The organism is Pantoea sp. Ft-CA_14 (assembly GCF_024520875.1).
Taxonomy (GTDB): domain Bacteria; phylum Pseudomonadota; class Gammaproteobacteria; order Enterobacterales; family Enterobacteriaceae; genus Pantoea; species Pantoea agglomerans.
This window is the reverse complement of sequence record NZ_JALNPM010000003.1, coordinates 58,750-84,379: the sequence shown is the minus strand read 5'-3', so window position 1 is coordinate 84,379 and position 25,630 is coordinate 58,750. Positions and strand designations below refer to the sequence as shown.

The 25,630-nt window shown below is 56.3% G+C and carries 25 protein-coding genes; 14 read left to right on the top strand and 11 right to left on the bottom strand.

Translation table 11 applies throughout. The features are described 5' to 3' along the window. Positions 1-17: 17 nt before the first annotated feature. From NR195_RS06250 to NR195_RS06205, 10 genes are all read left to right on the top strand, one after another. Complete coding sequence (locus NR195_RS06250; protein ID WP_010670819.1) at positions 18-1,691, top strand: methyl-accepting chemotaxis protein; 1,674 nt, start codon at positions 18-20, stop codon at positions 1,689-1,691. Between the two features lie 194 nt (positions 1,692-1,885). Continuing rightward, the gene (locus tag NR195_RS06245) at positions 1,886-3,448 is read left to right on the top strand and encodes a methyl-accepting chemotaxis protein (protein WP_010258545.1); all 1,563 of its coding nucleotides are present in this window, start codon (positions 1,886-1,888) and stop codon (positions 3,446-3,448) included. Between the two features lie 106 nt (positions 3,449-3,554). Further along, positions 3,555-5,231 carry a methyl-accepting chemotaxis protein gene (locus NR195_RS06240; protein ID WP_010258548.1) on the top strand — a complete coding sequence of 559 codons (1,677 nt, stop codon included), beginning with the start codon at positions 3,555-3,557 and terminating at the stop codon, positions 5,229-5,231. A gap of 80 nt (positions 5,232-5,311) precedes the next feature. Beyond that, the gene (cheR, locus tag NR195_RS06235) at positions 5,312-6,184 is read left to right on the top strand and encodes a protein-glutamate O-methyltransferase CheR (RefSeq protein ID WP_010258551.1); all 873 of its coding nucleotides are present in this window, start codon (positions 5,312-5,314) and stop codon (positions 6,182-6,184) included. Further along, complete coding sequence (locus tag NR195_RS06230; RefSeq protein ID WP_010258555.1) at positions 6,184-7,233, top strand: chemotaxis response regulator protein-glutamate methylesterase; 1,050 nt, start codon at positions 6,184-6,186, stop codon at positions 7,231-7,233. The genes cheR and NR195_RS06230 overlap by 1 nt, the downstream gene beginning before the upstream one ends. Positions 7,234-7,272: 39 nt before the next feature. Next, positions 7,273-7,662 (top strand): chemotaxis response regulator CheY, encoded by a 390-nt coding sequence (gene cheY / locus NR195_RS06225; protein WP_010258559.1) that lies wholly within the window; start codon positions 7,273-7,275, stop codon positions 7,660-7,662. Positions 7,663-7,671: 9 nt separating this feature from the next. Further along, entirely contained in the window at positions 7,672-8,313 is a 642-nt protein-coding gene (gene cheZ, locus NR195_RS06220; protein ID WP_003849160.1) for a protein phosphatase CheZ, read from the top strand. 188 nt (positions 8,314-8,501) lie between these two features. After that, positions 8,502-9,653 carry a flagellar biosynthesis protein FlhB gene (gene flhB / locus NR195_RS06215; RefSeq protein WP_010258565.1) on the top strand — a complete coding sequence of 384 codons (1,152 nt, stop codon included), beginning with the start codon at positions 8,502-8,504 and terminating at the stop codon, positions 9,651-9,653. Further along, positions 9,646-11,739, top strand: a complete 2,094-nt coding sequence (gene flhA / locus NR195_RS06210; protein ID WP_010258569.1) for a flagellar biosynthesis protein FlhA — start codon at positions 9,646-9,648, stop codon at positions 11,737-11,739. The genes flhB and flhA overlap by 8 nt, the downstream gene beginning before the upstream one ends. Then, complete coding sequence (locus tag NR195_RS06205; protein ID WP_050679619.1) at positions 11,739-12,131, top strand: flagellar protein FlhE; 393 nt, start codon at positions 11,739-11,741, stop codon at positions 12,129-12,131. The genes flhA and NR195_RS06205 overlap by 1 nt, the downstream gene beginning before the upstream one ends. A gap of 162 nt (positions 12,132-12,293) precedes the next feature. Here NR195_RS06205 and NR195_RS06200 read toward each other — a convergent pair whose 3' ends face one another. From NR195_RS06200 to NR195_RS06175, 6 genes are all read right to left on the bottom strand, one after another. After that, positions 12,294-12,626 (bottom strand): HigA family addiction module antitoxin, encoded by a 333-nt coding sequence (locus NR195_RS06200; protein WP_010258577.1) that lies wholly within the window; start codon positions 12,624-12,626, stop codon positions 12,294-12,296. 80 nt (positions 12,627-12,706) lie between these two features. After that, entirely contained in the window at positions 12,707-13,024 is a 318-nt protein-coding gene (locus NR195_RS06195; RefSeq protein WP_010258579.1) for a type II toxin-antitoxin system RelE/ParE family toxin, read from the bottom strand. Between the two features lie 74 nt (positions 13,025-13,098). Further along, positions 13,099-14,097, bottom strand: a complete 999-nt coding sequence (locus NR195_RS06190) for an aldo/keto reductase (protein WP_060680400.1) — start codon at positions 14,095-14,097, stop codon at positions 13,099-13,101. 212 nt (positions 14,098-14,309) lie between these two features. Then, entirely contained in the window at positions 14,310-15,245 is a 936-nt protein-coding gene (locus NR195_RS06185; RefSeq protein WP_256844298.1) for a LysR family transcriptional regulator, read from the bottom strand. Between the two features lie 87 nt (positions 15,246-15,332). Then, positions 15,333-17,063, bottom strand: a complete 1,731-nt coding sequence (gene argS / locus NR195_RS06180; RefSeq protein ID WP_010258588.1) for an arginine--tRNA ligase — start codon at positions 17,061-17,063, stop codon at positions 15,333-15,335. Between the two features lie 210 nt (positions 17,064-17,273). Next, a complete protein-coding gene (locus NR195_RS06175) occupies positions 17,274-17,396 on the bottom strand; it encodes a hypothetical protein (protein ID WP_009089698.1) in 123 nt (40 codons plus the stop codon). A gap of 284 nt (positions 17,397-17,680) precedes the next feature. On the opposite strand from NR195_RS06175, the gene NR195_RS06170 reads away from it, so the two are divergent. Further along, entirely contained in the window at positions 17,681-18,271 is a 591-nt protein-coding gene (locus NR195_RS06170) for a VOC family protein (RefSeq protein ID WP_197979775.1), read from the top strand. Here the strand turns inward: NR195_RS06170 and NR195_RS06165 are convergent. Next, a complete protein-coding gene (locus NR195_RS06165) occupies positions 18,268-19,413 on the bottom strand; it encodes a MalY/PatB family protein (protein ID WP_167423299.1) in 1,146 nt (381 codons plus the stop codon). The genes NR195_RS06170 and NR195_RS06165 overlap by 4 nt on opposite strands. Positions 19,414-19,498: 85 nt before the next feature. Between NR195_RS06165 and cutC the strand changes: the two genes are divergently transcribed. Next, positions 19,499-20,251: a copper homeostasis protein CutC gene (gene cutC, locus NR195_RS06160; protein ID WP_064691404.1), complete on the top strand. Its 753-nt coding sequence runs from the start codon at positions 19,499-19,501 to the stop codon at positions 20,249-20,251. Between the two features lie 422 nt (positions 20,252-20,673). Then, complete coding sequence (locus NR195_RS06155; protein ID WP_010258604.1) at positions 20,674-21,522, top strand: hypothetical protein; 849 nt, start codon at positions 20,674-20,676, stop codon at positions 21,520-21,522. Between the two features lie 30 nt (positions 21,523-21,552). On the opposite strand, the gene NR195_RS06150 is transcribed toward NR195_RS06155, so the two are convergent. Continuing rightward, complete coding sequence (locus NR195_RS06150; RefSeq protein ID WP_033778995.1) at positions 21,553-22,650, bottom strand: glycerol dehydrogenase; 1,098 nt, start codon at positions 22,648-22,650, stop codon at positions 21,553-21,555. A 154-nt stretch (positions 22,651-22,804) separates the two neighbouring features. On the opposite strand from NR195_RS06150, the gene NR195_RS06145 reads away from it, so the two are divergent. After that, a complete protein-coding gene (locus NR195_RS06145; protein WP_256844297.1) occupies positions 22,805-23,425 on the top strand; it encodes a LysE family translocator in 621 nt (206 codons plus the stop codon). 4 nt (positions 23,426-23,429) lie between these two features. Here the strand turns inward: NR195_RS06145 and cmoB are convergent, their stop codons facing one another. From cmoB to NR195_RS06130, 3 genes are all read right to left on the bottom strand, one after another. After that, positions 23,430-24,398 carry a tRNA 5-methoxyuridine(34)/uridine 5-oxyacetic acid(34) synthase CmoB gene (gene cmoB / locus NR195_RS06140; protein WP_010258611.1) on the bottom strand — a complete coding sequence of 323 codons (969 nt, stop codon included), beginning with the start codon at positions 24,396-24,398 and terminating at the stop codon, positions 23,430-23,432. Then, positions 24,395-25,123 carry a carboxy-S-adenosyl-L-methionine synthase CmoA gene (gene cmoA, locus NR195_RS06135; protein ID WP_010258614.1) on the bottom strand — a complete coding sequence of 243 codons (729 nt, stop codon included), beginning with the start codon at positions 25,121-25,123 and terminating at the stop codon, positions 24,395-24,397. Before cmoA ends, cmoB begins: the two co-directional genes overlap by 4 nt. A gap of 81 nt (positions 25,124-25,204) precedes the next feature. Beyond that, entirely contained in the window at positions 25,205-25,600 is a 396-nt protein-coding gene (locus tag NR195_RS06130; RefSeq protein ID WP_010258617.1) for an MAPEG family protein, read from the bottom strand. Positions 25,601-25,630 lie beyond the last annotated feature (30 nt).

The following is a 25,630-nucleotide window of genomic DNA, read 5'->3' as shown; positions in this document are numbered from 1 at the left end:
TTTCTTCAGGGTTACTCATGTTAACGAAAATCCGTGTTGTCACCAGCCTGTTACTGGTGTTGCTGGTGTTTGGGCTGTTACAGGCCTTCTCCGGTTCTGTTTTCTACTCCGCATTAAGCCACGACAAGCAAAGCTTCGCCGTGTCGCAGCTGGCGATGCAAAATACGCAGTCGCTCAACGACGCCTATATGAGTCTTAACCAGAGCCGGGTGCTGCTGACCCGTATTCAGCTGCGTTTCGCCACCAGTAAGCTGGAAGGCAAAACGGCCGATGTCGCCACGCTGTTTGACGACAGCAAAAACTTTCAGCAGGCGGCCGCCGGTTTTTTCAAAGTCTTTAAAGAGACACCCGATACGCCGGGACAAAATAGTGAGTTAAACAACCAGCTGGAGCAGCGCTACAGCGACTATGGCGCTGCGCTGGATCAGTTGCAGACGGCGCTACAGGCAAACGATCTGATTGCGGCCGGTAAAGCCCCGGTGGCGCCAAGCCAGAGTGCGTTTCTGACGCTTTACCGTGAATGGCGAGCCGATCAGAATCGCCTGACTACGCTTGGTGTTGAAGAGAACAGTTCTGCTTACAGCCGCATGATGTGGATCCTCTCCACCATCATGGCCGTCGTGGTCGCCGTGATCGTGCTCTGCTGGTTTGGCCTGCGCAAAATCGTGATGACACCCCTCAACAGCAGCATTAATCACATCCAGCATATCGCCCAGGGCGATTTAACCCAGCCGATTGTGGTGGAAGGGCGCAACGAGATGACTCAGCTCGCGGCCAGTCTGCATGACATGCAGCAGTCACTGGTGCGCACGGTGACCAATGTGCGTGACGGCTCGGATGCGATTTTCACCGGTGCCAGCGAGATCTCTGCTGGAAACAATGATCTTTCTGCCCGCACAGAACAGCAGGCTGCGTCACTGGAGCAGACGGCGGCCAGCATGGAGCAGCTCACAGCCACGGTGAAACAGAACGCCGAAAACGCCCGCCAGGCGTCACAGCTGGCACTCAGCGCCTCAGAAACCGCAGAAAAAGGCGGCAACGTGGTGGCGGGTGTCGTGAAAACCATGAGCGAAATCGCCGGCAGCTCGAAGAAGATTGCCGATATCACCAGCGTGATTGATGGCATTGCTTTCCAGACCAATATTCTGGCGCTTAACGCCGCCGTTGAAGCGGCGCGTGCCGGCGAGCAGGGTCGCGGTTTTGCCGTGGTCGCGGGCGAAGTGCGTAATCTGGCGCAGCGCAGCGCCCAGGCGGCAAAAGAGATCAAAGGGTTGATTGACGACTCAGTGAACCGGGTCAATGTTGGTTCGCAACTGGTCGGCACCGCCGGGGAAACCATGAGCGATATCGTCAGTGCGGTTACGCGCGTCACCGACATCATGGGTGAAATCGCCTCTGCGTCGGACGAGCAGAGTCGCGGTATCGATCAGGTCGGGCAGGCGGTCACTGAGATGGATCGCGTTACCCAGCAGAACGCCTCGCTGGTGGAAGAGTCCGCTGCCGCAGCCGCCTCGCTGGAAGATCAGGCCAGCCGGTTAAGTCAGTCAGTGTCGGTCTTCAAAATTAAACGCGGCGCGTTGCAGCAGACGCTGACAAAGCATCTGCCGATTGCCGCACCCGCTACGGCGGCGCTGGCACCACGCAAAGCCCTGACGGCGCCGGTCAGTGATACTCACTGGGAAACCTTCTGATGTCACGCTGCGCATCCTGCGGGATGCGCAGCAACCCCTCGCGATTCCTCTGCGTAAAGCCAAACTCAGCAGCTCATGCTGATAAAAATAATTACAAAAGCCACTTCTCTCCTGAAAGCGCTGAATAGCGTTAATTAATCCTGTTACATCGCCGATATAGCCGCTGCACCTAAATTAACCTGCAGGGGAACAAGATGTTAAAAAAAATAAAAGTGGTGACCAGTTTAATCGCAGTCCTGGTCATCTTTGGCGCGCTCCAGTTAGTCGCTGGCAGCCTTTTCTGGTCAGCCCTCAATAAAGACAAAGAGTCCTTTGCGCTGTCGCAGGTCTCCAATCGCAATGTCACCGAGATGACTGACGCCTATATTTCACTGAACAACAGCCGTACCACGCTGAACCGCGGCATGCTGCGCTTACAGACCAGCATGGCCTCGCAGATGAACGGTGGTCAGCTTGATGAGCTGATCAACAAAGCCAATACCCAGTTAGCGGAAGCCGATCGCCACTTTAAAATCTATTACCATCTGCCAACCACGTCAGGTCTTGACGAAACCATGGGCGACACGCTTGAAGCGGATTACGCTAACTACGAAAACGGCCTGAAGGCGATGGTAAAAAGTCTGCAGGCGCGTGACCTGGAAGGGATGTTTAAACAGAACATTGAGCAGAAACAGGTCGCGATGCAGGAGAGCTACAACAAATGGCGTGCGCGTCAGACTGAGCTTTCCGATCAGGGAATGGAGCAGAACCAGAAAGCCTTTAAACAGATGATGTGGCTGCTGGCCGCGATTGGTGTTGCGGTGCTTGCGGTGATTATTACCTGCTGGTTTGGCCTGCGTCAGGTGCTGATTCAGCCGCTGCAACAGCTGCTGGCACAGATACGCGCTATTGCCTCCGGCGATTTGACCCAGCCGATTGTGGTTGAGGGGCGTAATGAGATGAGCCAGCTGGCAGCAGGCATTCATGAGATGCAGCAGTCGCTGGTGATGACGGTGGGGAATGTGCGTGACGGCTCTGATGCCATCTTTACCGGTGCCAGCGAAATCGCCGCCGGTAACAACGACCTGTCGGCCCGCACCGAAGAGCAGGCCGCTTCGCTGGAGCAGACCGCTGCCAGCATGGAGCAGCTCACTGCCACGGTGAAGCAGAATGCTGACAACGCCCGTCAGGCATCCCAGCTGGCGCTGACCGCCTCCGAAACCGCGCAGCAGGGCGGTAAAGTGGTGAATGGCGTGGTCACAACCATGAAAGAGATCGCCGGCAGCTCGAAGAAGATCGCGGACATTATCAGCGTGATCGACGGCATCGCCTTCCAGACTAATATCCTGGCGCTGAATGCGGCGGTTGAAGCGGCACGTGCCGGTGAACAGGGTCGCGGTTTTGCGGTGGTGGCCGGTGAAGTGCGCAGTCTGGCCCAGCGCAGCGCTCAGGCCGCCAAAGAGATTAAAGGCCTGATTGAAGACTCGGTGTCACGCGTCAACAGCGGTTCACTGCAGGTTGAAAGCGCCGGCAGCACCATGAATGAGATTGTGGGTGCCGTGACCCGCGTTACCGACATCATGGGTGAGATCGCCTCGGCTTCCGATGAGCAGAGCCGCGGTATCGAGCAGGTCGGTCTGGCCGTTACCGAAATGGATCGCGTGACCCAGCAGAACGCCTCGCTGGTTGAGGAATCTGCCGCCGCTGCGGCCGCACTGGAGCAGCAGGCCAGCGTCCTGACCCAGGCCGTCTCCGTTTTCAAAATTTCCCGCGCCTGATTTTTTCCTCTTTCAACATGGCGGCGGCGTAAAGCCGTCGCCATGCATAAAGTTCCCCCCGTCTCCGCCGATAAATACACACGAATCGCCAACCAATGAGGTGTTTATGTTTAGTCGAGTACGAGTCGTCTCCGGCCTGCTGTGTGTGCTGGCGCTGTTTGCGCTGCTGCAGCTGTTTTCCGGCGGAATGTTTTTCAAAACTGTCAGTTCAGATAAAGAGAATTTTGCCTACAACCAACGCCTGAATACTCTGCAACAGGCGATGGGCACCTCATGGGTTTCGCTGGTTCAGGCGCGCAACACCCTTAACCGCGCCGGTATCCGTTTTCTGCAGGATGCACAGATGTCGGGCTCGGGTGCCAGCGTGAAAGAGCTGGTCGCCCTGGCGGGCGAGGAGCTGAAGCAGGCTGAAGTCAGCTATCAGATATTCAACGATAACCTGTCAGAAGAAGGCAAAACGGCCGAAAATGTCCGGGCGTTACAGGCGAACTACAAGGCCTATCACGATGCGCTGGCGGAGCTGATGGTCTTCTTCACCGCCGGCAACTTCAAAGGTTTTGTGGATCAGCCGACCCAGAGCTACCAGGACAAGTTCCAGAAAGATTACAGCGAGTGGCTTGAGCACAATAAAGCGCTGTCTCAGCAGGGTGTGGAAGCTAACCAGCACGCGTATACCCGCTCCATCACTATCGTTATCGCCACGCTGGCAGTGACCTTGCTGATGATTATCCTGGTGTGGAACGTGATGCGCTCGGTGCTGATCCGTCCGCTGCGTCAGAGCATTGAGCATATCCAGCACATCGCACGGGGCGATCTGACCCAGCCGGTTGAGATTAGCGTGCGTAACGAAATCGGTGAGTTACTCACTTCGCTGCAGCATATGCAGCAGGAGCTGGTCCGTACCGTGCGAACCGTTCGAGACGGCTCTGATGCCATCTATACCGGTGCCAGTGAAATCTCCATCGGCAATAACGATCTCTCTTCACGTACCGAACAGCAGGCCGCTTCGCTGGAGCAGACCGCTGCCAGCATGGAGCAGCTCACCGCGACCGTGAAGCAGAATGCCGAAAACGCCCGTCAGGCGTCCAAGCTGGCGCTGACCGCCTCTGAAACCGCGCAGCAGGGTGGCAAAGTGGTGGATGGCGTGGTCACCACCATGAAAGAAATTGCCGGCAGTTCCAAGAAGATTGCCGATATCACCAGTGTGATTGATGGCATCGCCTTCCAGACCAACATCCTGGCGCTGAATGCGGCGGTTGAAGCGGCACGTGCCGGTGAACAGGGTCGCGGTTTTGCGGTCGTTGCCGGTGAAGTGCGCAGCCTGGCGCAGCGCAGCGCCCAGGCCGCCAAAGAGATTAAAGGTCTGATTGAAGATTCGGTTAGCCGCGTTAATACCGGCTCGGTGCTGGTAGAGAGCGCCGGTGACACCATGAGCAACATCGTCAGCGCGGTCACCCGCGTCACCGACATCATGGGTGAGATCGCCTCAGCGTCAGACGAGCAGAGCCGTGGCATTGACCAGGTGGGGCTTGCCGTGACCGAGATGGATCGCGTCACCCAGCAGAACGCCTCACTGGTCGAAGAGTCAGCGGCAGCGGCTGCAGCGCTCGAAGATCAGGCAAGTCACTTAAAACAAGCGGTATCAGTGTTCAATATTGGTAAAGAATTTGTCGCTCAGGCCGTTAACAAGACAACGGCGATGAAAACTCTCCAGTCAGATGCACCGTTAGCCGTTGGTCGTTCGCCTGCTACCCGCAGCGACGACAACTGGGAAACCTTTTAAACGCCCGTGGCCCGGCCGCTATTGAGCCGCCGGGCATCGCAGCAGACAAATAATGTATTGAGTTCGGGCCAGGTGCAGAGATGAAAAAATCGACAATTTTAGATCAAAATGAGACGACAACGCTGCTGTCGCAAATGGTGCAGCGTTTACCGCTCTCCGATACGCATTTTCGTCGTATCAGCCAGCTGATCTATCAGCGTGCCGGTATCGTACTGGCCGATCACAAGCGTGAGATGGTTTACAACCGTCTGGTTCGTCGCCTGCGTACGCTGAATATCGATGATTTCGGTCGCTACCTGGCGCTGCTGGAGTCCGATCCGAACAGTGCCGAGTGGCAGGCGTTTATCAATGCCCTGACCACTAACCTGACCGCGTTCTTCCGCGAAGCGCATCACTTCCCGATTCTGGCGGAGCATGCACGTAAGCGACAGGGCAACTTCAGCGTCTGGAGTACCGCAGCGTCAACCGGCGAAGAGCCTTACTCCATCGCCATGACGCTGGCGGAAGCGCTGGGCACCGGACCGGGCAAGTTCCAGGTTCATGCCAGCGATATCGACACCCAGGTGCTGGAAAAAGCGGTGGCGGGTGTTTATCGCCAGGAGGAGCTGCGCACGCTGTCACCCGCGCAAATGCAGCGCTACTTCCTGCGCGGCACCGGTCCTCATGCCGGTATGGTGCGTGCGCGTCCCGAGCTGACCAATATGGTCACTTACGCGCAGCTTAACCTGCTGGCCAATGACTGGGCGCTGCCGGGTCAGTTCGACGCTATTTTCTGTCGCAACGTGATGATCTATTTCGATAAAGAGACGCAGGAGAAGATTCTGCGTCGGTTTGTCCCGCTCCTGAAGCCGGGTGGCATTCTGTTCGCCGGGCACTCAGAAAACTTCAGTCAGATCAGTAAAGAGTTCTGGCTGCGCGGGCAAACCGTCTATGGACTGACGAAGGAAAGATGATGAGCAAAATCACCGTGATGTGCGTAGATGACTCTGCGCTGATGCGGCAGTTGATGACTGAAATCATCAACAGCCATCCGGATATGGAGATGGTCGCTACGGCGCCCGATCCGCTGGTCGCCCGCGATTTGATTAAGCAGTTCAATCCGCAGGTGCTGACGCTGGATGTGGAAATGCCGCGCATGGATGGCCTCGATTTCCTGGAAAAACTGATGCGGTTACGGCCAATGCCGGTGGTGATGGTTTCATCACTGACCGGGAAAGGCTCTGAAATTACCCTGCGCGCGCTGGAGCTGGGAGCGGTGGATTTTGTCACCAAGCCACAGCTCGGTATCCGCGAAGGGATGCTGTCTTACAGCCAGATGATTGGCGACAAAATTCGTGCAGCTTCCCGTGCCCGACTGCACAACCGTGCAGCGATGCCGGTGCCGGCGACGCTGAAAGCGGGTCCGCTACTGAGTAGTGAGAAGCTGATTGCGATTGGCTCCTCAACCGGGGGTACCGAGGCGATTCGCCATGTGCTGCAGCCGTTACCGGCGACCAGCCCGGCACTGCTGATTACCCAGCATATGCCGCCAGGCTTTACCCGCTCTTTTGCCGAGCGTCTGAACAAGTTGTGTCAGATCACGGTGAAAGAAGCTGAAGATGGTGAGCGTATTCTGCCAGGCCATGCCTACATCGCGCCAGGCGCAATGCACATGGAGCTGGCCCGAAGTGGCGCCAACTATGTGGTGAAACTGAATGAAGGGCCACCGGTTAACCGGCACAAACCCTCTGTGGATGTGCTGTTTAAATCGGTGGCAACTTACGCCGGACGAAATGCGGTGGGGGTCATCCTCACCGGCATGGGCAACGACGGTGCCGCCGGGATGCTGGAAATGCATCGGGCAGGCGCCTGGACTATCGCCCAGAACGAAGCCAGCTGTGTGGTATTTGGCATGCCGCGTGAGGCCATTGCCACAGGCGGCGTGAGCGAAGTCGTGGATTTAAGCAACATCAGCCAGCACATGCTGGCGAAAATTAGCGCCGGACAGGCATTGCGTATTTAACAGGCCCGTCCCGCCGGGCGAGACAACTCAGGAGTAGATATGGCTGATAAAAACATGCGCTTTTTGGTAGTAGACGACTTCAATACGATGCGTCGTATTGTGCGTAACCTGCTGAAAGAGCTGGGCTTCAATAACGTAGAAGAAGCGGAAGATGGTGTGGACGCCCTCGGCAAACTGAAAGCGGGTGGTTTCGACTTCGTGATTTCCGACTGGAACATGCCAAACATGGATGGCCTGCAGCTGCTGCAGACCATTCGTGCCGACGCGGCAATGAGTTCGCTGCCGGTGTTGATGGTGACCGCGGAAGCGAAGAAAGAGAACATTATCGCCGCCGCCCAGGCCGGTGCCAGCGGATATGTCGTGAAGCCATTCACTGCGGCAACCCTGGAAGAAAAGCTGGGTAAAATTTTCGAAAAACTGGGCATGTAAGGGGATGTGATGAGCGACTTTCCGAAACCAACTGAGGATGCCGCGGCACACGACATCATTTCACGTATTGGCTCTCTGACGCGCATGCTGCGCGACAGCCTGCGCGAGCTGGGGCTGGATAAAGCCATAGCCGATGCGGCTGAAGCCATTCCTGATGCCCGCGACCGTCTGGATTATGTTGTGCAGATGACGGCGCAGGCCGCTGACCGTGCGTTGAACTGTGTTGAAGCAGCACAACCCCATCAGGATAAGATGGAAGCCGGGGCAACCCAGCTGAAAGGGCGTTGGGATGAGTGGTTTGAGAACCCGATTGAACTGGGTGATGCGCGGGAGTTGGTGACGGATACGCGCGCATTCCTCACCGCCGTGCCAGAGCATACCGCCTTTACCAACAAGCAGCTGCTTGAAATCATGATGGCGCAGGATTTCCAGGACCTGACCGGTCAGGTGATCAAGCGCATGATGGATGTGATCCAGGAAATTGAGCGCCAGCTGTTAATGGTGCTGCTGGAGAATATGCCAGAAGTCAGCGCTGAGAAGCGTCAGGAAGGCACCAGCCTGCTGAACGGGCCGCAGATTCACGCCGATGCACCGGGCGTGGTGGCGAACCAGGATCAGGTTGATGACCTGCTGGACAGCTTAGGGTTCTAGGTTTCGTCCGCCTGCGGGCGGGCAAAACAGCTGCAGGTTATAATAAACAGGGTCACCTTCGGGTGGCCCCGTTCCGCATTGTCAGACCCATCCCCGAAAGAACGCCTGTTTTCTTCATCTTATCTCCGCTTTAACTTAAGCCAGATTTGGCATCCTATGCTCAGAATTCCTGCCAACCGAGGTTTGTCGTGGCTGAAGATAGCGACGAAGACAAAACAGAATCGCCCACGGCCCACCGACTTGAGAAAGCGCGTGAAGAGGGCCAGATTCCGCGTTCGCGCGAACTCACATCCGTACTGATGCTGCTGGCCGGCATCATGATCCTGTGGATGGGCGGCAACATGATGGCGCACCGGCTGGCGGCGATGGTCGCCACAGGACTCCGTTTTGATCACGGCATGGTCAGAGATGACAAAATTATCGTCAGCCACATCGGCAGCCTGATCACGCAGGCACTGATGGCGCTGCTGCCATTGATGGGCGGTCTGGTGCTGGTGGCAATCGCCGCGCCCATGCTGCTGGGCGGTATCGTTTTCAGCGGTAAATCGATCAAGTTCGACCTGAAGAAGATGAGCCCGATGGCTGGGTTCAAGCGAATGTTTGCGGCGCAGGCCTGGACCGAACTGTTTAAAGGCATCCTCAAGACTATTCTGGTTGGCTCGGTGGGCTGGTGGTACATCTGGAGCCACTGGCCCGAGATGCTGCGGTTGATCAGCGAAGCGCCCGTCACCGCGCTGATTCACGGCATGGAGATGATCGCAGTCTGCTGTTCGCTGGTGATGCTGGGGCTGATCCCGATGGTCGGGTATGACGTCTTCTGGCAGCTGCACAGCCACTTTAAAAAGCTGAAAATGTCGATGCAGGAGATCCGCGACGAGCATAAGCAGCAGGAAGGTGACCCGCACGTTAAAGGGCGCATCCGGCAGCAGATGCGCGCCGCAGCGCGACGCCGAATGATGGCGGATGTGCCGAAAGCCGATGTCATCGTCACCAACCCGACGCACTACTCGGTGGCACTGCAGTACAACGAGAAGAAGATGAGTGCGCCGAAAGTGGTGGCGAAAGGCGCAGGTGAGATCGCCCTGAGAATTCGTGAACTGGCTGCCGAACACCGCATCCCGGTTCTGGAAGCACCGCCGCTGGCGCGTGCGTTATACCGACATACTGAAATTGGTCAGCACATTCCCGGCGCGCTCTATGCCGCCGTGGCCGAGGTGCTGGCGTGGGTCTGGCAGTCGCGTCGCTGGAAGCGCGAAGGCGGCCTGATCCCAACCAAACCAAAAAACCTGCCGGTTCCGGCAGAGATGGACTTTGCAGGAGAGAGCAAAAACGATGGCTAATAACCTGGCCGCAAAACTACGTTTACCGGGCAACTTTAAAGATATGCAGTGGCAGGTGCTGGCCGGGCCGGTACTGATCCTGATGATCCTGTCGATGATGGTTCTGCCATTACCGCCGTTCATCCTCGATCTGCTGTTCACCTTTAACATTGCGCTGTCGATCATGATCCTGCTGGTGGCGATGTTCACCCAGCGGACCCTGGAGTTTGCGGCGTTCCCGACCATTCTGCTGTTCTCTACCTTGCTGCGTCTGGCGCTGAACGTGGCTTCAACCCGTATCATCCTGATGGAAGGGCATACGGGTGCCGCCGCGGCAGGACAGGTGGTTGAAGCGTTCGGTCACTTCCTGGTGGGCGGTAACTTCGCCATCGGTATCGTGGTGTTTATCATCCTCGTCATCATCAACTTTATGGTTATCACCAAAGGTGCTGGCCGTATCGCCGAAGTGGGCGCGCGCTTTGTGCTGGACGGGATGCCCGGTAAGCAGATGGCGATCGATGCCGACCTTAACGCTGGTCTGATCGGTGAAGATGACGCCAAACGCCGCCGTGCCGAAGTGACCCAGGAAGCGGACTTCTACGGTTCGATGGACGGTGCCAGTAAGTTCGTTCGTGGTGATGCCGTCGCCGGTATTATGATCATGGTGATCAACGTCATCGGCGGCCTGCTGGTGGGCGTGGTGCAGCACGGTATGGATGTGGGTCATGCCGCAGAGACCTATACGCTGCTGACCATCGGTGATGGTCTGGTCGCGCAGATCCCGGCGCTGGTTATCTCTACCGCAGCCGGTGTTATCGTGACGCGCGTTGCCACCGATCAGGATGTCGGCGAACAGATGGTCACCCAGCTGTTCAAAGATCCGCGCGTGCTGATGCTGAGCGCCGGCGTGATTGGTCTGCTCGGTCTGGTGCCGGGCATGCCGAACTTCGTCTTCCTGCTGTTCACCGCCGCCTTACTGGGTCTGGCCTGGTGGCTGCGCGGCCGCGAAATGCAGCCGAAGAAGAAAGTGGAAGTCACGGGCGGCATCGCCAAAACGGCGGATACGCCAGCCGCCACCGAAGCGTCGTGGACCGATGTGCAGCTGGAAGATACGCTGGGCATGGAAGTGGGCTATCGCCTGATTCCGATGGTCGATCATCAGCAAAACGGTGAGCTGCTGGGACGTATCCGCAGTATCCGTAAGAAAGTCGCCCAGGATGTCGGTTTCCTGCCGCCGGTAGTGCATATCCGCGACAACATGGAGCTGCCACCGGCACGCTATCGCATCCTGATGAAAGGGGTGGAGATTGGCAGCGGTGATGCCTATCCTGGCCGCTGGATGGCGATTAACCCGGGCACGGCTGCCGGAAGTCTGCCAGGCGAAGCGACCGTTGATCCCGCCTTTGGACTGGCGGCGGTCTGGATTGATAGCGCGCTGAAAGAGCAGGCACAGATTCAGGGCTTTACCGTGGTTGAAGCCAGTACCGTGGTGGCAACCCACCTTAACCATCTGATTGGCCAGTTCGCCAGCGAGCTGTTTGGCCGTCAGGAAGCGCAGCAGTTGCTGGATCGTGTGACTCAGGAGATGCCGAAGCTGACCGAAGATCTGGTGCCGGGAGTGATCTCGCTGACCACCCTGCACAAGGTGCTGCAGAACCTGCTGGTGGAGCGGGTGTCGATTCGCGATATGCGCACCATTATCGAAACGCTGGCGGAACACGCGCCGGTGCAGAGCGATCCGCAGGAGCTGACCAGCGTGGTGCGTGTGGCGCTGGGCCGTGCGATTACTCAGCAGTGGTTCCCGGGTAATGACGAAGTGCAGGTTATCGGGCTCGATTCCACGCTGGAGCGCCTGCTGTTACAGGCGTTGCAGGGCGGTGGCGGACTGGAGCCGGGTCTGGCCGATCGGCTGTTAAGTCAGGCACAGGCGGCATTACAGCGTCAGGAGATGCTGGGCGCGCCACCGGTGCTGCTGGTCAATCATCCGCTGCGTGCGCTGCTGGCGCGCTTCCTGCGCCGCAATCTGCCACAGCTGGTGGTGCTCTCTAATCTGGAGCTGAGCGACAACCGCCAGATCCGCATGACTGCCACCATCGGAGGCAAATAATGCGCTGGCTGGTGATGGCATTCGTGATGCTGCCACTGATGGCGCAGGCGGCCGGTGGTGCCTGGAGTGCCACGGCCAATGGGCCGCTGCTGGCGAACCGCGGCAGCTGGCAACGGGCGCAGCCGCTGACGCCGCCCGCCGACATTGGCGGGGAGGTCAGCGTTATTAACTGGCGTTATCAGCTGAGCAGACCGGCCCCGTCCGGCCTGCAGGTGCGCTTGTGCGGCGAACAGCGCTGCACTTCCCTGGAGGGGGCCAGCGGCACCACGCGCGGGCTGGCACATCTGAGCGCCGGTGAGACCCTGCACATGGTGTTTGGTTTTGCCGGAAGCGGGGCGCTGCCACCCGGATTACGGGTGGTGAGCAGTGAAGTAATGGTCAATTACGAGTAAGGGTATCGTTGCTGAATTGACTGAAGGCGAGCCGGAGATCGCCTCCTGGCTCCCTTGTTACGTGATGACCCTGGCTGTAAACCGATGCTAACCCTGACCCAGCGGCTGACAGATAATTGACCCGTTTCAAATCCCGTCATGACCAGTGCGTTATAAAGCTTTTCACGCCAGCTGATTCTCTTTCTGCACCAGAAAATCCTTCAACGGTGTTACGCGACTGATCTCCTCCTGTGCCCTGGCATCATGCATCACTTCCCAGATATCGACACTGTTTTGCAGATTAAGCCAGAACTCAACGCTGGTTTCGAAAGCTGCAGCCAGCCTGAAAGCCATATCCGGCGTCAGCTTCCGGTTATTGTTGACCAGAGCGCTGACGGTGTTGCGGTGCACTTTGAGCATCTCCGCTAAGTCGAGAATCTTCAGGCCGGTTGGCTCCAGATATTCGTAAAGTAATACGTCACCGACAGTGGTCGGTTTGCGGGTCGCCTGGTTCATAGTCTTGCTCTCTTTATTACTGACAGAGGTTGATGTGTTACATGCTGTCTTACAGCGCCTGATGCAGTCAGGCTCAGTTTTCATCGCTTGTGCGTTTTATAACTATGAGCATCCAGGTAAAGGTCAACGGCCTTACCTTCTATCCATTTAAAGATCAGCCGATATTGCTCATTGACCCTGATTGAAGCATATCCCTTGAGAGGCGGATTTAGTTCCTCATAACGATTGCCAGGCGGCGACCTTAAATCCTTATAGTTAATCGCCGCATTGATCATGTCGAGCTTTCGCGCCAGCGCTGATGAGAGGCTTGACGGTATTCTTTTAGAAAATTTGCCATATAAAAAATAATCCTTAAGCCAGTCATCCCTGAAACTTTCAATATTCCTTAACGTCGCCACCTCATTACCTCCCTGTATCACACTGAAAACAATTTAACGCACCGAGGCACAGTGCGCAAGTGCGTAGTTTGTATTCAGGCGTTCACCCCCTTCATTCCCTCCTCAGAGTAGCGACCGCCTTTAACTTCAATCTGCTGATGCACAGCGTTCAGCAACCCGATATCTTCCTCTTCCAGCTCGATATCTGCGGCCTGCGCGTTTTCAGTAAGGTAAGCGATCTGTTTGGTGCCCGGTATCGGCACAATTTTGTCATACTGTGCCAGTAGCCAGGCCAGCGCAATCTGCCCGGTGGTGGCGTGATATTTCTCAGCAAGTGGCGTCACCGCGTTAAGAAGCTGGAGATTGTGATCGATATTTTCCTGCCGGAAACGGTCATTGTTTTTGCGGAAATCACCCTCGGCAAAATCGCTGTTTTTACGGTATTTACCCGTCAGGAATCCTCTGCCCAGCGGCGAATAGGGCACCAGTCCGATACCGAGCTTTTTCACCATAGGGAGAATCTCTTCTTCAATGTCACGCGTCCAGAGTGAATACTCCGTCTGCAGCGCGGCCAGCGGATGGATCGCCTGCGCCCGATTCAGTGTTGAAGCCGATGCTTCACACAGCCCGATCCGGGCAATCTTTCCCTCCTGCACCAGACGGCTGAGACACTGCATGCTCTCCTCAATCGGTGTCGCCGGACTGATCCGGTGCAGATAAAAGAGATCGATACGCTCAACGCCCAGCCGTTTCAGTGATTCATGGCAGCAGCGGGTAATGTAGTCCGGCTGGTTGTTGATGGTGCGGGCATAGGCCTCGTCAGCAGGACGTTCAATGCCACATTTGGTGGCCACGGTGAACTTCAGCCGTTCGGCCCGATTGAGCCCGGCAAGAAACTGACCTATCAACTGCTCGTTGTGACCGCGCCCGTAAAGATCGGCGGTATCGATAAAGGTGATATCCAGATCGCGCAGCTTATTGAGCAGTTGCAGGGAATGACGGTCATCGGTCTGACCATAAAATTCGCTGAGCCCCATCGCGCCATAGCCGATTGCGCTGACGTCCAGACCCTGAGTTAACGTTCGCTTTTTCATTGTCGCTCCTCGTATGTGAGACGCGATTGTTTCACTCCGCGTGAAAGCAATGAATTGCTCTTTCCGTCATGCATAAAAAGTATCAGGCGGATGAAAGGGCTTCAGAGATATATCCGGCATGCCGATACACTAAGCTCGCAGCAACAGGCTGAGCGGGGATTAACAAGTAAGAAGAGTGTGGTGGTGCTTCGCTCTGTTTCAGCGGCGCGGCATCATGCGGACTTTATCGCATCCCCGGGATGAGAGAGTTCTCTCAGCGCATTGAGAACGGCCTCATTTTTTTCATCGGCGCGAATCGCCGCGTAAACATTAATCGCCAGCTGCTGTGCCGCATCCTCTGTCAGCGGGCGGTAACAGAGACCTGCCTGATTAAAGGTGCATTTTGACTGCGGCATCAGGGCGAACCCTTTTCCTCTGGCGATGTGTGACAGCATCAGCAGGGAATCGTCCGGCTCTCTCACCCGTTTCAACGTGACGCTGAGCGTGGCGAAGTAGCGCTCGCATTTATCGTAAAACAGCGGATTGGCGCTGCGGGCAAACCAGAACAGCGGCAGATCGGCCAGCACTTCCAGCGAGACCCGTTCCGCCACACTGGCAGGATGCGCCGACGGTATGGCAATCAGCAGCGGCTCACGGTAAACCCAGGCGTACTGAATGGTGTCTTCCGTATCCGACCCCTTTTCTCCGGTGAGTATTAAATCCAGACTGTTTTTGGCCAGGCTTTGCAAAAGCTGAGGGGAGGTCAGGCGGGGCATCTCCATCTCTTCGCTGGCATGAAAAGCGGCGAGCTGCCGGTTAAGTGGCGAAATCAGTTCAAAGTTCAGCGTGCGGGTCAGCCCGATGCGTAGCCGTGCCGCGGCGGGCTGCGCATCCTGCTTCAGGGCACTCAGCGCAGTCAGGATCGCTTCCGCTTTCGCGACCAGCGCACGGCCAGAATCGGTGAGCGTTACCTCATGGGTCGTGCGGCTGAACAGCGAGTGGCCCAGCAGATCTTCCAGACTCTGAATCTGACGAGTAAGCGGCGGTTGCGTCATGCTGAGACGTTCTGCGGCCCGGCGAAAATTCAGCTCGTGCGCAACAGCCAGAAAGCACTGTAACTGTTTTATGGTGGGAAGGTGGCTGCTGATGAGGTGCGCGGCTACAGACATAACACCATCCTGCTGCGAAGATTTGGGGGATCAGAGCGGATATACGAATTCAGCAACGGAGAGGGAAACCCCTCTCCGTTTAAGAGGTTACATGCGCTCGACGGTGTCGATGCCCAGCGTATCCAGGCCCTGCTTCAGCGTCTTCGCGGTCAGCGCGGCCAGCTGCAGTCGGCTCAGACGGGTTGTGTCTGATTCTGCGGTGAGAATCGGGCAGTGCTCGTAGAATCCGGAGAACAGACCGGCCAGATCGTAGAGATAGGCACACATCACGTGTGGCGTGCCGTCACGAGCGACCTGCGTAATAACCTCTTCGAACTGCAGCAGACGGGTGGCCAGCTGCGCTTCACGCTCTTCGCTGATCACAATCTCCGCATCCAGCGAATCGGCATCAATGCCCGCCTTGCGGAACACGGAGAGTACGCGGGTATAGGCATACTGCATGTAAGGCGCGGTATTGCCTTCGAACGCCAGCATGTTGTCCCAGTCGAAAATGTAATCGGTGGTACGGCTTTTTGACAGGTCGGCGTATTTCACCGCGCTGATGCCAACCACTTCCGCCAGCGTTTTCACTTCCGCTTCGCTCATCTCCGGGTTCTTCTCACGCACCAGCGTGTAGGCACGCTGATAGGCTTCATCCAGCAGATCGGAGAGCTTGATGGTGCCGCCGCTGCGGGTTTTGAACGGACGGCCATCTTTGCCCAGCATCATGCCGAACGCATGGTGCTCCAGCGGAACAGATTCCGGCACATAACCCGCTTTACGGACGATAGTCCAGGCCTGAACCAGATGCTGATGCTGACGTGAGTCGATGTAATAGAGCACACGATCGGCTTTCAGCGTTTCGTAACGATATTTCGCACAGGCGATATCGGTGGTGGTGTAGAGGTAGCCGCCATCCTTTTTCTGGATGATGACGCCCATCGGTTCACCCTCTTTGTTCTGGAATTCATCCAGGAACACCACGGTCGCACCTTCACTCTCTACCGCTAAGCCTTTCTGTTTCAGATCGGAGACGATGCCAGGCAGCATATCGTTATAGAGACTTTCACCCATAACATCATTGCGCGTCAGCGTGACGTTCATGCGGTCATAGATTTTCTGGTTCTGACTCATGGTGATGTCGACCAGCTTCTTCCACATCTGGCGGCAATAGTCATCGCCGCCCTGTAATTTCACCACATAACTGCGCGCGCGCTCGGCAAACTCAGGATCTTCATCATAGGTGCGCTTGGCTTCACGGTAGAAGCCTTCGAGATCGGCCAGCGCCATCTCTGCATGATCTTCATTCTGCTGCTTTTCCAGGAACGCGATCAGCATACCGAACTGCGTTCCCCAGTCGCCAACGTGGTTCGCTCGGATCACTTTATGGCCGAGAAATTCCAGCGTGCGCACCGCCGCATCACCAATGATGGTGGAGCGGACGTGGCCCACATGCATCTCTTTCGCAACGTTAGGCGCAGAGTAGTCGACGACGATAGTCTGGGGCTCGGCCAGTTGCACGCCAAGGCGCGGCAGACGCAGCGCTTCCCGGGCATGACTGGCCAGCCAGTTGTGGTCAAGGAAGATATTGATGAAGCCCGGCCCGGCAATTTCGACTTTGCTGGCGATGCCGGTCAGGTCGAGGTGCTGAATCACCGTTTCCGCTAATTGTCGCGGTGCCTGTCCCAGCTTTTTCGCCACGGCCATAATGCCGTTGGCCTGATAGTCTCCAAACTGAACCCGGGCGGATTGACGAACCTGGGGTTCGCAATCGGCGGGTGCGCCGGCTAAAACCATTGCCTGACTGACTTTTGCGGAAAGAAGTGCCTGAATATTCACCGAGTTACCTTCATGTGCTGAGCAACGCCCGGACCAGAAAGCCGGGCTGTCATCATCTTGCCTGAGCGCATCGCGTCACGGAGAGGCAGAAACGGATGGGGCAGACAAAACGGAAAAAAATGAGGGGAAAAGTATACGTGAAATGTCAGTGGGCGTCAGCAGTTGGATGAAGCGGGGAAACAGAGCTGAATAAGATGTTTCCCTGAAGCATTAACGACGTCGCAGATGACGGCGTGGGTTCTTTACGCTTTTATCTTCACGCACCTTCCAATGGCGGGAGATTGCAAATCCCATCAGTGCGATCAGGACAGCGACAACGATGAGCATAGACATAGAGCCATTCCTTTTAGTTGTGTTAGGTCAAATTTATAGGAAGGCGGGGTGGGCTGCAATTGTTTGCCAGGTAAATGAGAGTTGTCTTATTGTATTAAAGAAGTTGATAATAATCATATAGTTAACATGCTTTCATCAAGGAACTCATGGTCCTAAACAGGAGATAAATCCGAAATGAAAGATGTTATTATGAGGATTAGCGTTAAATTTCGGGCCAAATAAGATGAATCTTATCATTATGTGATGCTCAGCACGCGGCGCGCCAAAAGGCAGGCGGGTTATAAATGCTAAACAAATTGAGAGGAAGTGGGGTAGTGAAGAGATCTTTTCCGGCAGAATTGGATGATTTAAAGACAGATTTAGGACGTTTTGAAGAATCGTTGCAAAGTTTTGCGCAGCGGCTCGGTTTGCGCCTTACCGATCTGGAGGTGGACCATATCGCCGTGCGTTGCCATCAGGACACAACGGCGATGCGCTGGCAGCAAGGTTTGCAGCAGATTGGCACGCAGTTTTCGGCGGCGATGATCAACGGCAGGCAGATTTGCCTGTTTAAACTCCATGACCCGCTGATTGTCGCAGGCAGGCAGATTGATGTGGTTGAACTGCCATGGCCGGGTGAAAAGCGTTATCGCCATGAAGGCTGGGAGCATATTGAGGTGGTGTTACGCGGCGATCATCAGACGCTGGGCGTGCGCGCGATGGCCTTGCTGTCAGATGAGGCGCTGACGCAGCCGGGTATTTCATTTAAAACCAGTTCACCGCAGGGTGAGAATGAGCGCCTGCCCAATCCGACCCTGGCGGTAACGGATGGGCAGACGACAATCAAGTTCCATCCGTGGCGACTGGAGGAGATTGTCGCCAGCGAGCAGAACTAAAGGCGGGCGGCTAACGCACGCTTCAGGCGCGCAACGGCTTCGTCGAGCAGCGCGCGGGTACAGCCGAAATTGAGCCGGACAAACTGGTCATTGCCAAACTCACGTCCGGCGGTTAAGCCCAGCCCGTGCTTTTCAAAATAGAGCGCCGGGCTGGCCACACCCAGCGCGCTGGCGTCGATCCAGGCCAGGTAGGTCGCTTCCGGCGAGGCGAGTGACAGGCCGGTCATCTTATTAACCTGCGACACCAGCCAGTCACGGTTACTGCGCAGATAAGCATTCTGCGCATTCAGCCAGGGCTCACCCTCGCGCCATGCCGCTGCTGCTGCCGTGAGTGCCAGAATATCAACATCCGGCACAATGCCGCGTCGTACCCGGTTGAATTGCGCGCGTAGCCCGGCGTTGGGGATGATGGCGATGGAAGCCCCAAGACCGGCAATATTAAAGGACTTTGAGGGCGACATCAGCGTCACGCTACGCTGGGCTGCATCTTCGCTCAGTGAAGCAAAGGGTATGTGCTTAACGCCGGGTTCCAGCAGCAGATCGCTGTGGATCTCGTCAGAACAGACAATCAAATCGTGCTTCTGCGCAAATTCCAGCTGCGCCTGCAGTTCCTCGCGGCGATAGACGGTGCCGCCCGGATTCTGCGGGTTGCACAGCATTAACAGCCGCGCTTTATCGTCCAGCTGACCTTCCGGCGCAGCCAGATCCAGTAGCCAGCGTCCCTCTTGCAGCGTCAGTGGCAGCGTGATCTGACCGCGCTCTGCCAGTTTTGCTGCACCGCGAAACGGCGGATAGATGGGTGTTGGCGCAATCGTCAGCTCGTCAGGCGCGGTGAAAGCGCGCACTGCCAGATTGAGACCGCTTACGACACCCGGCAAAACCACAATCCATTCCGGATTAACGTGCCACTGATAGCGTGAGGCGAGCCAGGCTATCGCGCTATCGATAAATTCAACAGGCGTGTCGCCATAGCCAAAAATCCCATGTTCGGCACGGGTTTTAATCGCATCGATGACGCAGTCAGGCGATCGGAAATCGGTGTCTGCCACCCACAACGGCAGAATGTCCTGGTCCGCATATTTGTTCCATTTAAGGCTATCGCTGTGACGACGGTCTATCCGTTGGTCGAAATTGAATGCCATAGTTAACTTTCCCGGTAAACTCATTCCAGCAGCCAGACTAACTGATGAATCTGCCTTGAACCAGAGTCATGTAAAGGAGAAGAGAATGACCACACTGGAAATTTGCTGCTATGGCGTGGATTGCGCTGTGACCGCACAACAGGCGGGCGCCGATCGGGTTGAACTCTGTGCCGCACCGCGTGAAGGCGGCCTGACCCCATCAGCGGGGATGCTGAATGCCGCCCGGCAAGAAGTTTCGATTCCGGTTCATCCTATTGTCCGGCCACGTGGTGGCGATTTTTGTTACACCGCATGCGAATTTGAAGCGATGAAATCGGATGTGGCGTTAATCCGTGAACTCGGTTTTCCTGGCCTGGTGATTGGGATGCTGGATGAAGATGCTCACATTCATCATGGTCAGATGCGGCAGATTATGGCGCTGTGTGACGGCCTGGCCGTAACCTTTCATCGCGCCTTCGATCTCTGTCACAGCCCTAAGCGTGCGCTGGAAGAACTAACGGATTTGGGAGTGGCGCGTATTCTGACATCCGGTCAGCAGCAGAGCGCTGAAAACGGAATTGCATTACTCAGGGAACTAAATGAGGCCAGCACCGGTCCTATTATTATGGCGGGTGCCGGGGTACGTCTCAGCAACCTGCAAAAGTTTCTCGACATGGGGATTGATGAAGTTCACAGCTCGGCCAGCCGCCTGGTGGCGTCGCCGATGCGCTACCGCAAAGCGGGGGTCTCCATGTGTTCAGAAGCCGAGACTGACGAGTTCAGCCGCTACTGTGTAGACGGCGATGTGGTTGAGGCGATGAAAAGCGTGATGCAGATGAGCACCGTTCGGGTCGCCTGAACCACAACAGATTTTGCCGCGCAGCACGCCGATCATTGACGTGGTGTTTGCAAGTACCAAACCCCAGTATCCTTGCTGGGGTTCTTTTTGTTTAAAACACACTCCATCCCGGTTAAATTGTTTTGCGCTTCTCTGGCATGTTATTGATGTCAGAGGGATCTGAAATCTGGCTGCAGCGAAGTTATCACTCTTTCGCCTGGCTCGATAAAAATCACCTGCTCCTTATTAATCATTACATGTCATCCAGGACTTTCAGGCCCGGCAGCAACGTAATCACCCGCTTTATTCGTTATGCTGAAACCGTGTCGCCTCTCCGGTCCTTAAAACCTTAAAAGGCGATGCAGGCTGAAATCTTCACAGATTGCCGCTGTTCATCACCGCAGCGTTTACACTGAAAGCAACGTCGCCTGGAAAAGTATCCTATGAAACCCAATCCGATTGCTGTCCTGACTCTGATCCTGACTGCTCTCTGCAGTGGCAGCGCTGCGGCCAGCGCATGCAGCCCGAACAACGCTGCTGTGGCTAACAGCAATAACCTGATTTTGCTGGGCGGGAATGCGAAAGGCGCGGTGAAGCAGGTGGTTGCGGGTGAGTTTGGCAAAGATGTGAACTCGCAAAAGCGCGTACTGGGGCAGTTTGACGCCTGTGGCGATCTGACGGTTGCCGACGTCAGCTATGACAAAAGTGAGCGCAACGTGATTCTCAGTATGGAGCAACACATTGCCCGGGTTCAGGGCGGCTGGGTGGCGGAATATGCGTATCTGGTAAAAGTGCTGAAAGAGGGCAAAGAGGTGGTGGTCGATAACCGACAGGGGACGATTAACTGGCAGAAAGGTCAGCATGGCAACATTACCAGCGCCTCCGACAGGTTTACCAGCATGGGTAAAAGCGGCTTTACCGACACGACTTACCGTTATGATCGGCAGTTCCGGCTGGAGAAGAGCGTGGCGCGCGGCAGCGATCCCCTGACCAACGGTGAAAATCATTACCACTGGAATCCGCAGGGTCTGGTGACCCGCACCACATCGGCCCGCAGCACCGACAGTTATACCTACGATCCCCAATGGCGTGAAGTGCGGCTCAACGGCACAGCGACCACACCGCTGAGCACCATCCGGTCAGTAGATGAGTGTCAGTCCTGGGATCAGGTGGGTAACTGTACCCTGAGTTATCTGCATGAGACCGAAATCTTCACACGCGGCACTATTGAGCGCCATCTCAGTTCCGCCTACAAATATGAGTACTGGGACCAGCCAGCGGCGGCGGAGTAAAAGGCGATCGGATGATCGCCTGTCGGGTGGTTATTTAACCGTCTGACTAAAGGCATCCAGCGCCAGCAGGGCGTTTGCAATATCTTCCGGTGAAAGGTTTGGATTAAGGTTTTTCAGCGTGTCGCCCTCACTGTTTGCCAGTGCACCCACTTTGACCAGATTCTCCCAGCTCTCATTTTCCAGATGCAGCTCCCGGAGCGTGGTCGGCATGTTGATCGAGCGATAGAAGCGGATATAGCGCGCAATTTCCTCATCCGGACGCTTCTCAAGCACCATCTGCGTCAGTGTGCCGTAGGCGACTTTCTCGCCATGGGTCAGATGGTGGATATCACCATCAATCGCGGTGAAACCATTATGAATAGCGTGCGCAGCTGCCAGCCCTCCGTTTTCAAAGCCCAACCCTGATAGCAGCGTATTCGCCTCAACCACCGCTTCCACGGCGGGCGTCACTCGTTTTTGGGTGACGGCAACATAGGCGCTGTAACCCCAGGTAAGCAGCGTTTCTTCACAGGCACGGGCAATCGCCAGCCCGGCAATTGTCGGATCACCATTAACCATTGATTTTGAATGCGAACGCGCCACCGCCTGCGCTTCAACCCAGGTCGCCAGTCCATCGGCAATGCCGGAGGCAAAGAGTCGTGCTGGCGCACTGGCGCAGACTGCGGTGTCCACCAGCACCAAATCAGGATTTTTGCTGTAGAAGCGATAGCTCTCAAATACGCCGCTATCAGAATAGATGACCGACAGGGCGCTACAGGGGGCATCGGTGGAGGCGATCGTAGGCACGATGGCTACCGGCTGCTTCAGCTCATCCGCCACCGCCTTAACCGTATCCAGCGTTTTGCCGCCGCCCAGTCCGACAACCACATTACAGCCCTGACTTTTTGCCAGCTGGCTAAGGCGGGTGATTTCATTGCTCGACGCCTCGCCGTTGAACGGGTGCCAGTTGAAAGTAACGTCCGCCTTTTGCAGCGCCTGTTGGGCGCGTTCGCCAATCAATTTCCAGACGACATCATCCGCGACCAGGAAAGCGTTATCACCCAGTTCGGCCACGTAGGGGCCCAGCTCATCCAGCACGCCCGCGCCCTGCACATATTTACGGGGTGAAGAGAAGATAAATTTACTCATAATCACAGCTCCTTAATATGAAGTTAAACCGCCCTTAGCCTGGCACACGCTGACGAACAGGGAGAGTGTCCAGGGTGAGATAATTCTATGGGCCTGTTACGCTGGCAGGACACCCATACGCTGCTGACCGTCTGTTACCTCCAGGGAGAACGCCATGACCACCACGCTGTTTTCATTTCTGTTTGCCATCACCATACTGACGCTGACGCCGGGCTTTGATACCGCGCTGGTGCTGCGCTCAGCAGTCGCTCAGGGCGCAAAGCGCGCCAGCGTGACGGCACTGGGTATCACGCTTGGTTGTCTGGTCTGGGGTGTCGCGGTGGGATTCGGTTTAGGCGCGCTGCTGCTGGCCTCCGAAATGGCCTATAACCTGCTTAAGTGGCTGGGTGCCGCCTGGTTACTATATCTGGGGCTGAAATTGTTGCTGAAACCCCGCCAGGCAGCAATCGACTCGCAACAACCGGCGCTGCAGCAGGGCTATCTTGCCTGCTTCAGCCGCGGGCTGCTGGGCAATCTGCTAAACCCCAAAGTGGGGATCTTCTATGTGAGTTTTTTGCCACAGTTTATCCCGGCGGGGGCGTCGGTGGCGCTCTGGTGTAGTCTGATGGCGCTGGCACACATGCTGCTGGGGCTGATCTGGAGTGCGGTACTGATTGGCGGCAGCCACTATTTCGCCGGTCATTTGCGCAAACCGCGGGTGCTGAAGGTGATGGATCGCCTGACCGGCTGTGTGTTTATAGGATTTGCGGCGAAACTGGCGTTGTCTCGCCGCTAGGGCATTACGGTTTGGTGGCGACCAGCACGGCGCGCAGAGGCGCCGGATAGCCCTCGACCGTTTTGCTGGGGTCATCGGGATCGAGGAATTCAGCCAGAGACTCGCTGGTCATCCAGTCGGTGCGGCGTTGCTCTTCAGTGGTAGTGAGGGCGAAATCGACAATCCGGACATCCACAAAGCCGCTTTTTTCCAGCCAGCTTTTCAGCGCTTCAGCTGACGGAATAAAGAAGACATTGCGCATCTGCGCATATCGCTCACCGGGCACCAGCACCTGATTCACATCGCCCTCAATCACCAGCGTCTCCAGCACCAGTTCGCCACCGCTGACCAGCTGATTCTTAAGCTGTAACAGGTGATCGAGCGGCGAACGGCGGTGATAGAGCACGCCCATCGAGAACACGGTATCGAACGCCTGCAACACCGGTAACTGCTCAATGCCCAGCGGCAGCATATGCGCCCGGCGATCGTCGTTAAGCAGCTTACGCACCGCTTCGAACTGCACCAGGAACAGCTGCATTGGATCGATGCCAACCACCAGATGGGCACCCGCGCCAATCATCCGCCACATGTGATAGCCACTGCCGCAGCCCACATCGAGCACTGTGCGGCCGGCCAGTGGAGAGATGTGCGGTAGTACGCGCTCCCACTTCCAGTCCGAACGCCATTCGGTGTTGATGTGGGTGCCATAAAGGAAATAGGGCCCCTTGCGCCACGGCATCAGGTTGCGCAGTAATTTCTCAATACCCTGACGATGGCGATCGCTGATGTCATCGCGGTCGGCAGTAACGCTGTGCAGCAGGTCAAGCTTTTGAGGTTCCAGCAGCGGCAGATACTCCAGCGACTTGTACCAGTCGCGGAAGTGCCCATGCAGGTTTTCACGCTGCCACTCGCTGATTTGCGCCGGTAAAACTTCCAGCCACTTCGCCAGCGGTCCCACCGCAATTTGCTGATAAAAACGGCCAAAGTCGATCATTTCAACGCCACCAGAGATCCAAAATTAAAGCACTGGAACCAGAGTTCGGCGTGCGAGAAACCGGCCTGTTTCAGACGGGCTTTATGAGCTTCAACGCTGTCAGTCAGCATCACATTTTCCAGCATGCTGCGTTTCTGGCTGATTTCCAGTTCGCTGTAGCCGTTGGCGCGCTTGAAGTCGTGATGCATGTTAAACAGCAGCTCACCGACTTCGGCATCTTCAAAACTGAATTTTTCTGACAGCACCAGCGCGCCGCCCGGTTTCAGTCCCTGCCAGATCTTTTCCAGCAGCGCCAGACGCGCAGGCGGTTCCAGAAACTGCAGCGTAAAGTTGAGTACCACCAGAGAGGCGTTCTCAATCTCAATGTCGCGGATATCCGCTTCCAGCACCGTTACCGGCGTGTCCGCGCGAAACGCATCAAGATGCCGACGACAGCGCTCCACCATCGCCGGGGAGTTATCCACTGCAATGATCTGGCAACCCGGCACCTGAATATTGCGGCGCACCGACAGGGTGGCCGCGCCCAGCGAGCAGCCCAGGTCATAAACCTTGCTGTCCGGGGTAACAAAACGTTCTGCCAGCATGCCAATCATCGAAATGATGTTGGAGTAGCCCGGCACCGAGCGCTGAATCATGTCAGGAAAGACTTCAGCTACACGCTCGTCAAAAGTCCAGTCGCCCAGTTTTGCAATGGGCGCTGAGAAGAGTTGATCGCGGTCAGACATATCGAAAATCCGAAGAGACGACGGAAAGGGCGCTATTCTCGCAGAAAGTGGGGCGGGCTGCACCCCTTAACCCAGGCCAGCTTAATGCAGCGTCAGCACCAGTTCCCACGGCATATAGATCAGGTTAAAAATCACCATGCCGCACAGGGAAAACAGCGTCAGCAGCATGCCATATTTGCGGCCTGCCATTGCGCTGCTGCGCAAACCCCAGGCGTGCAGCAGGCGACTGATAAAGAACAGCAGACCCGTGAGATGCACCATCCAGATATCGGCGCCGTTCATCTCCATCATCACCAGCAGAAACAGCGCCAGCGGAATGGTTTCGATGGCGTTGCCGTGAATGCGAATCGCCATTTTCAGGTCGTGGTAGCCGCCATCGCCATACGCCACGCGATAGAATCGGCGATAGCGGACCACGTCCAGCGTGAATTTCATCACCAGTAATGCACCCATCACCACATATAACGCGCTAACCATTGCCACCCCTGCGACTGTCCATAATGCTTC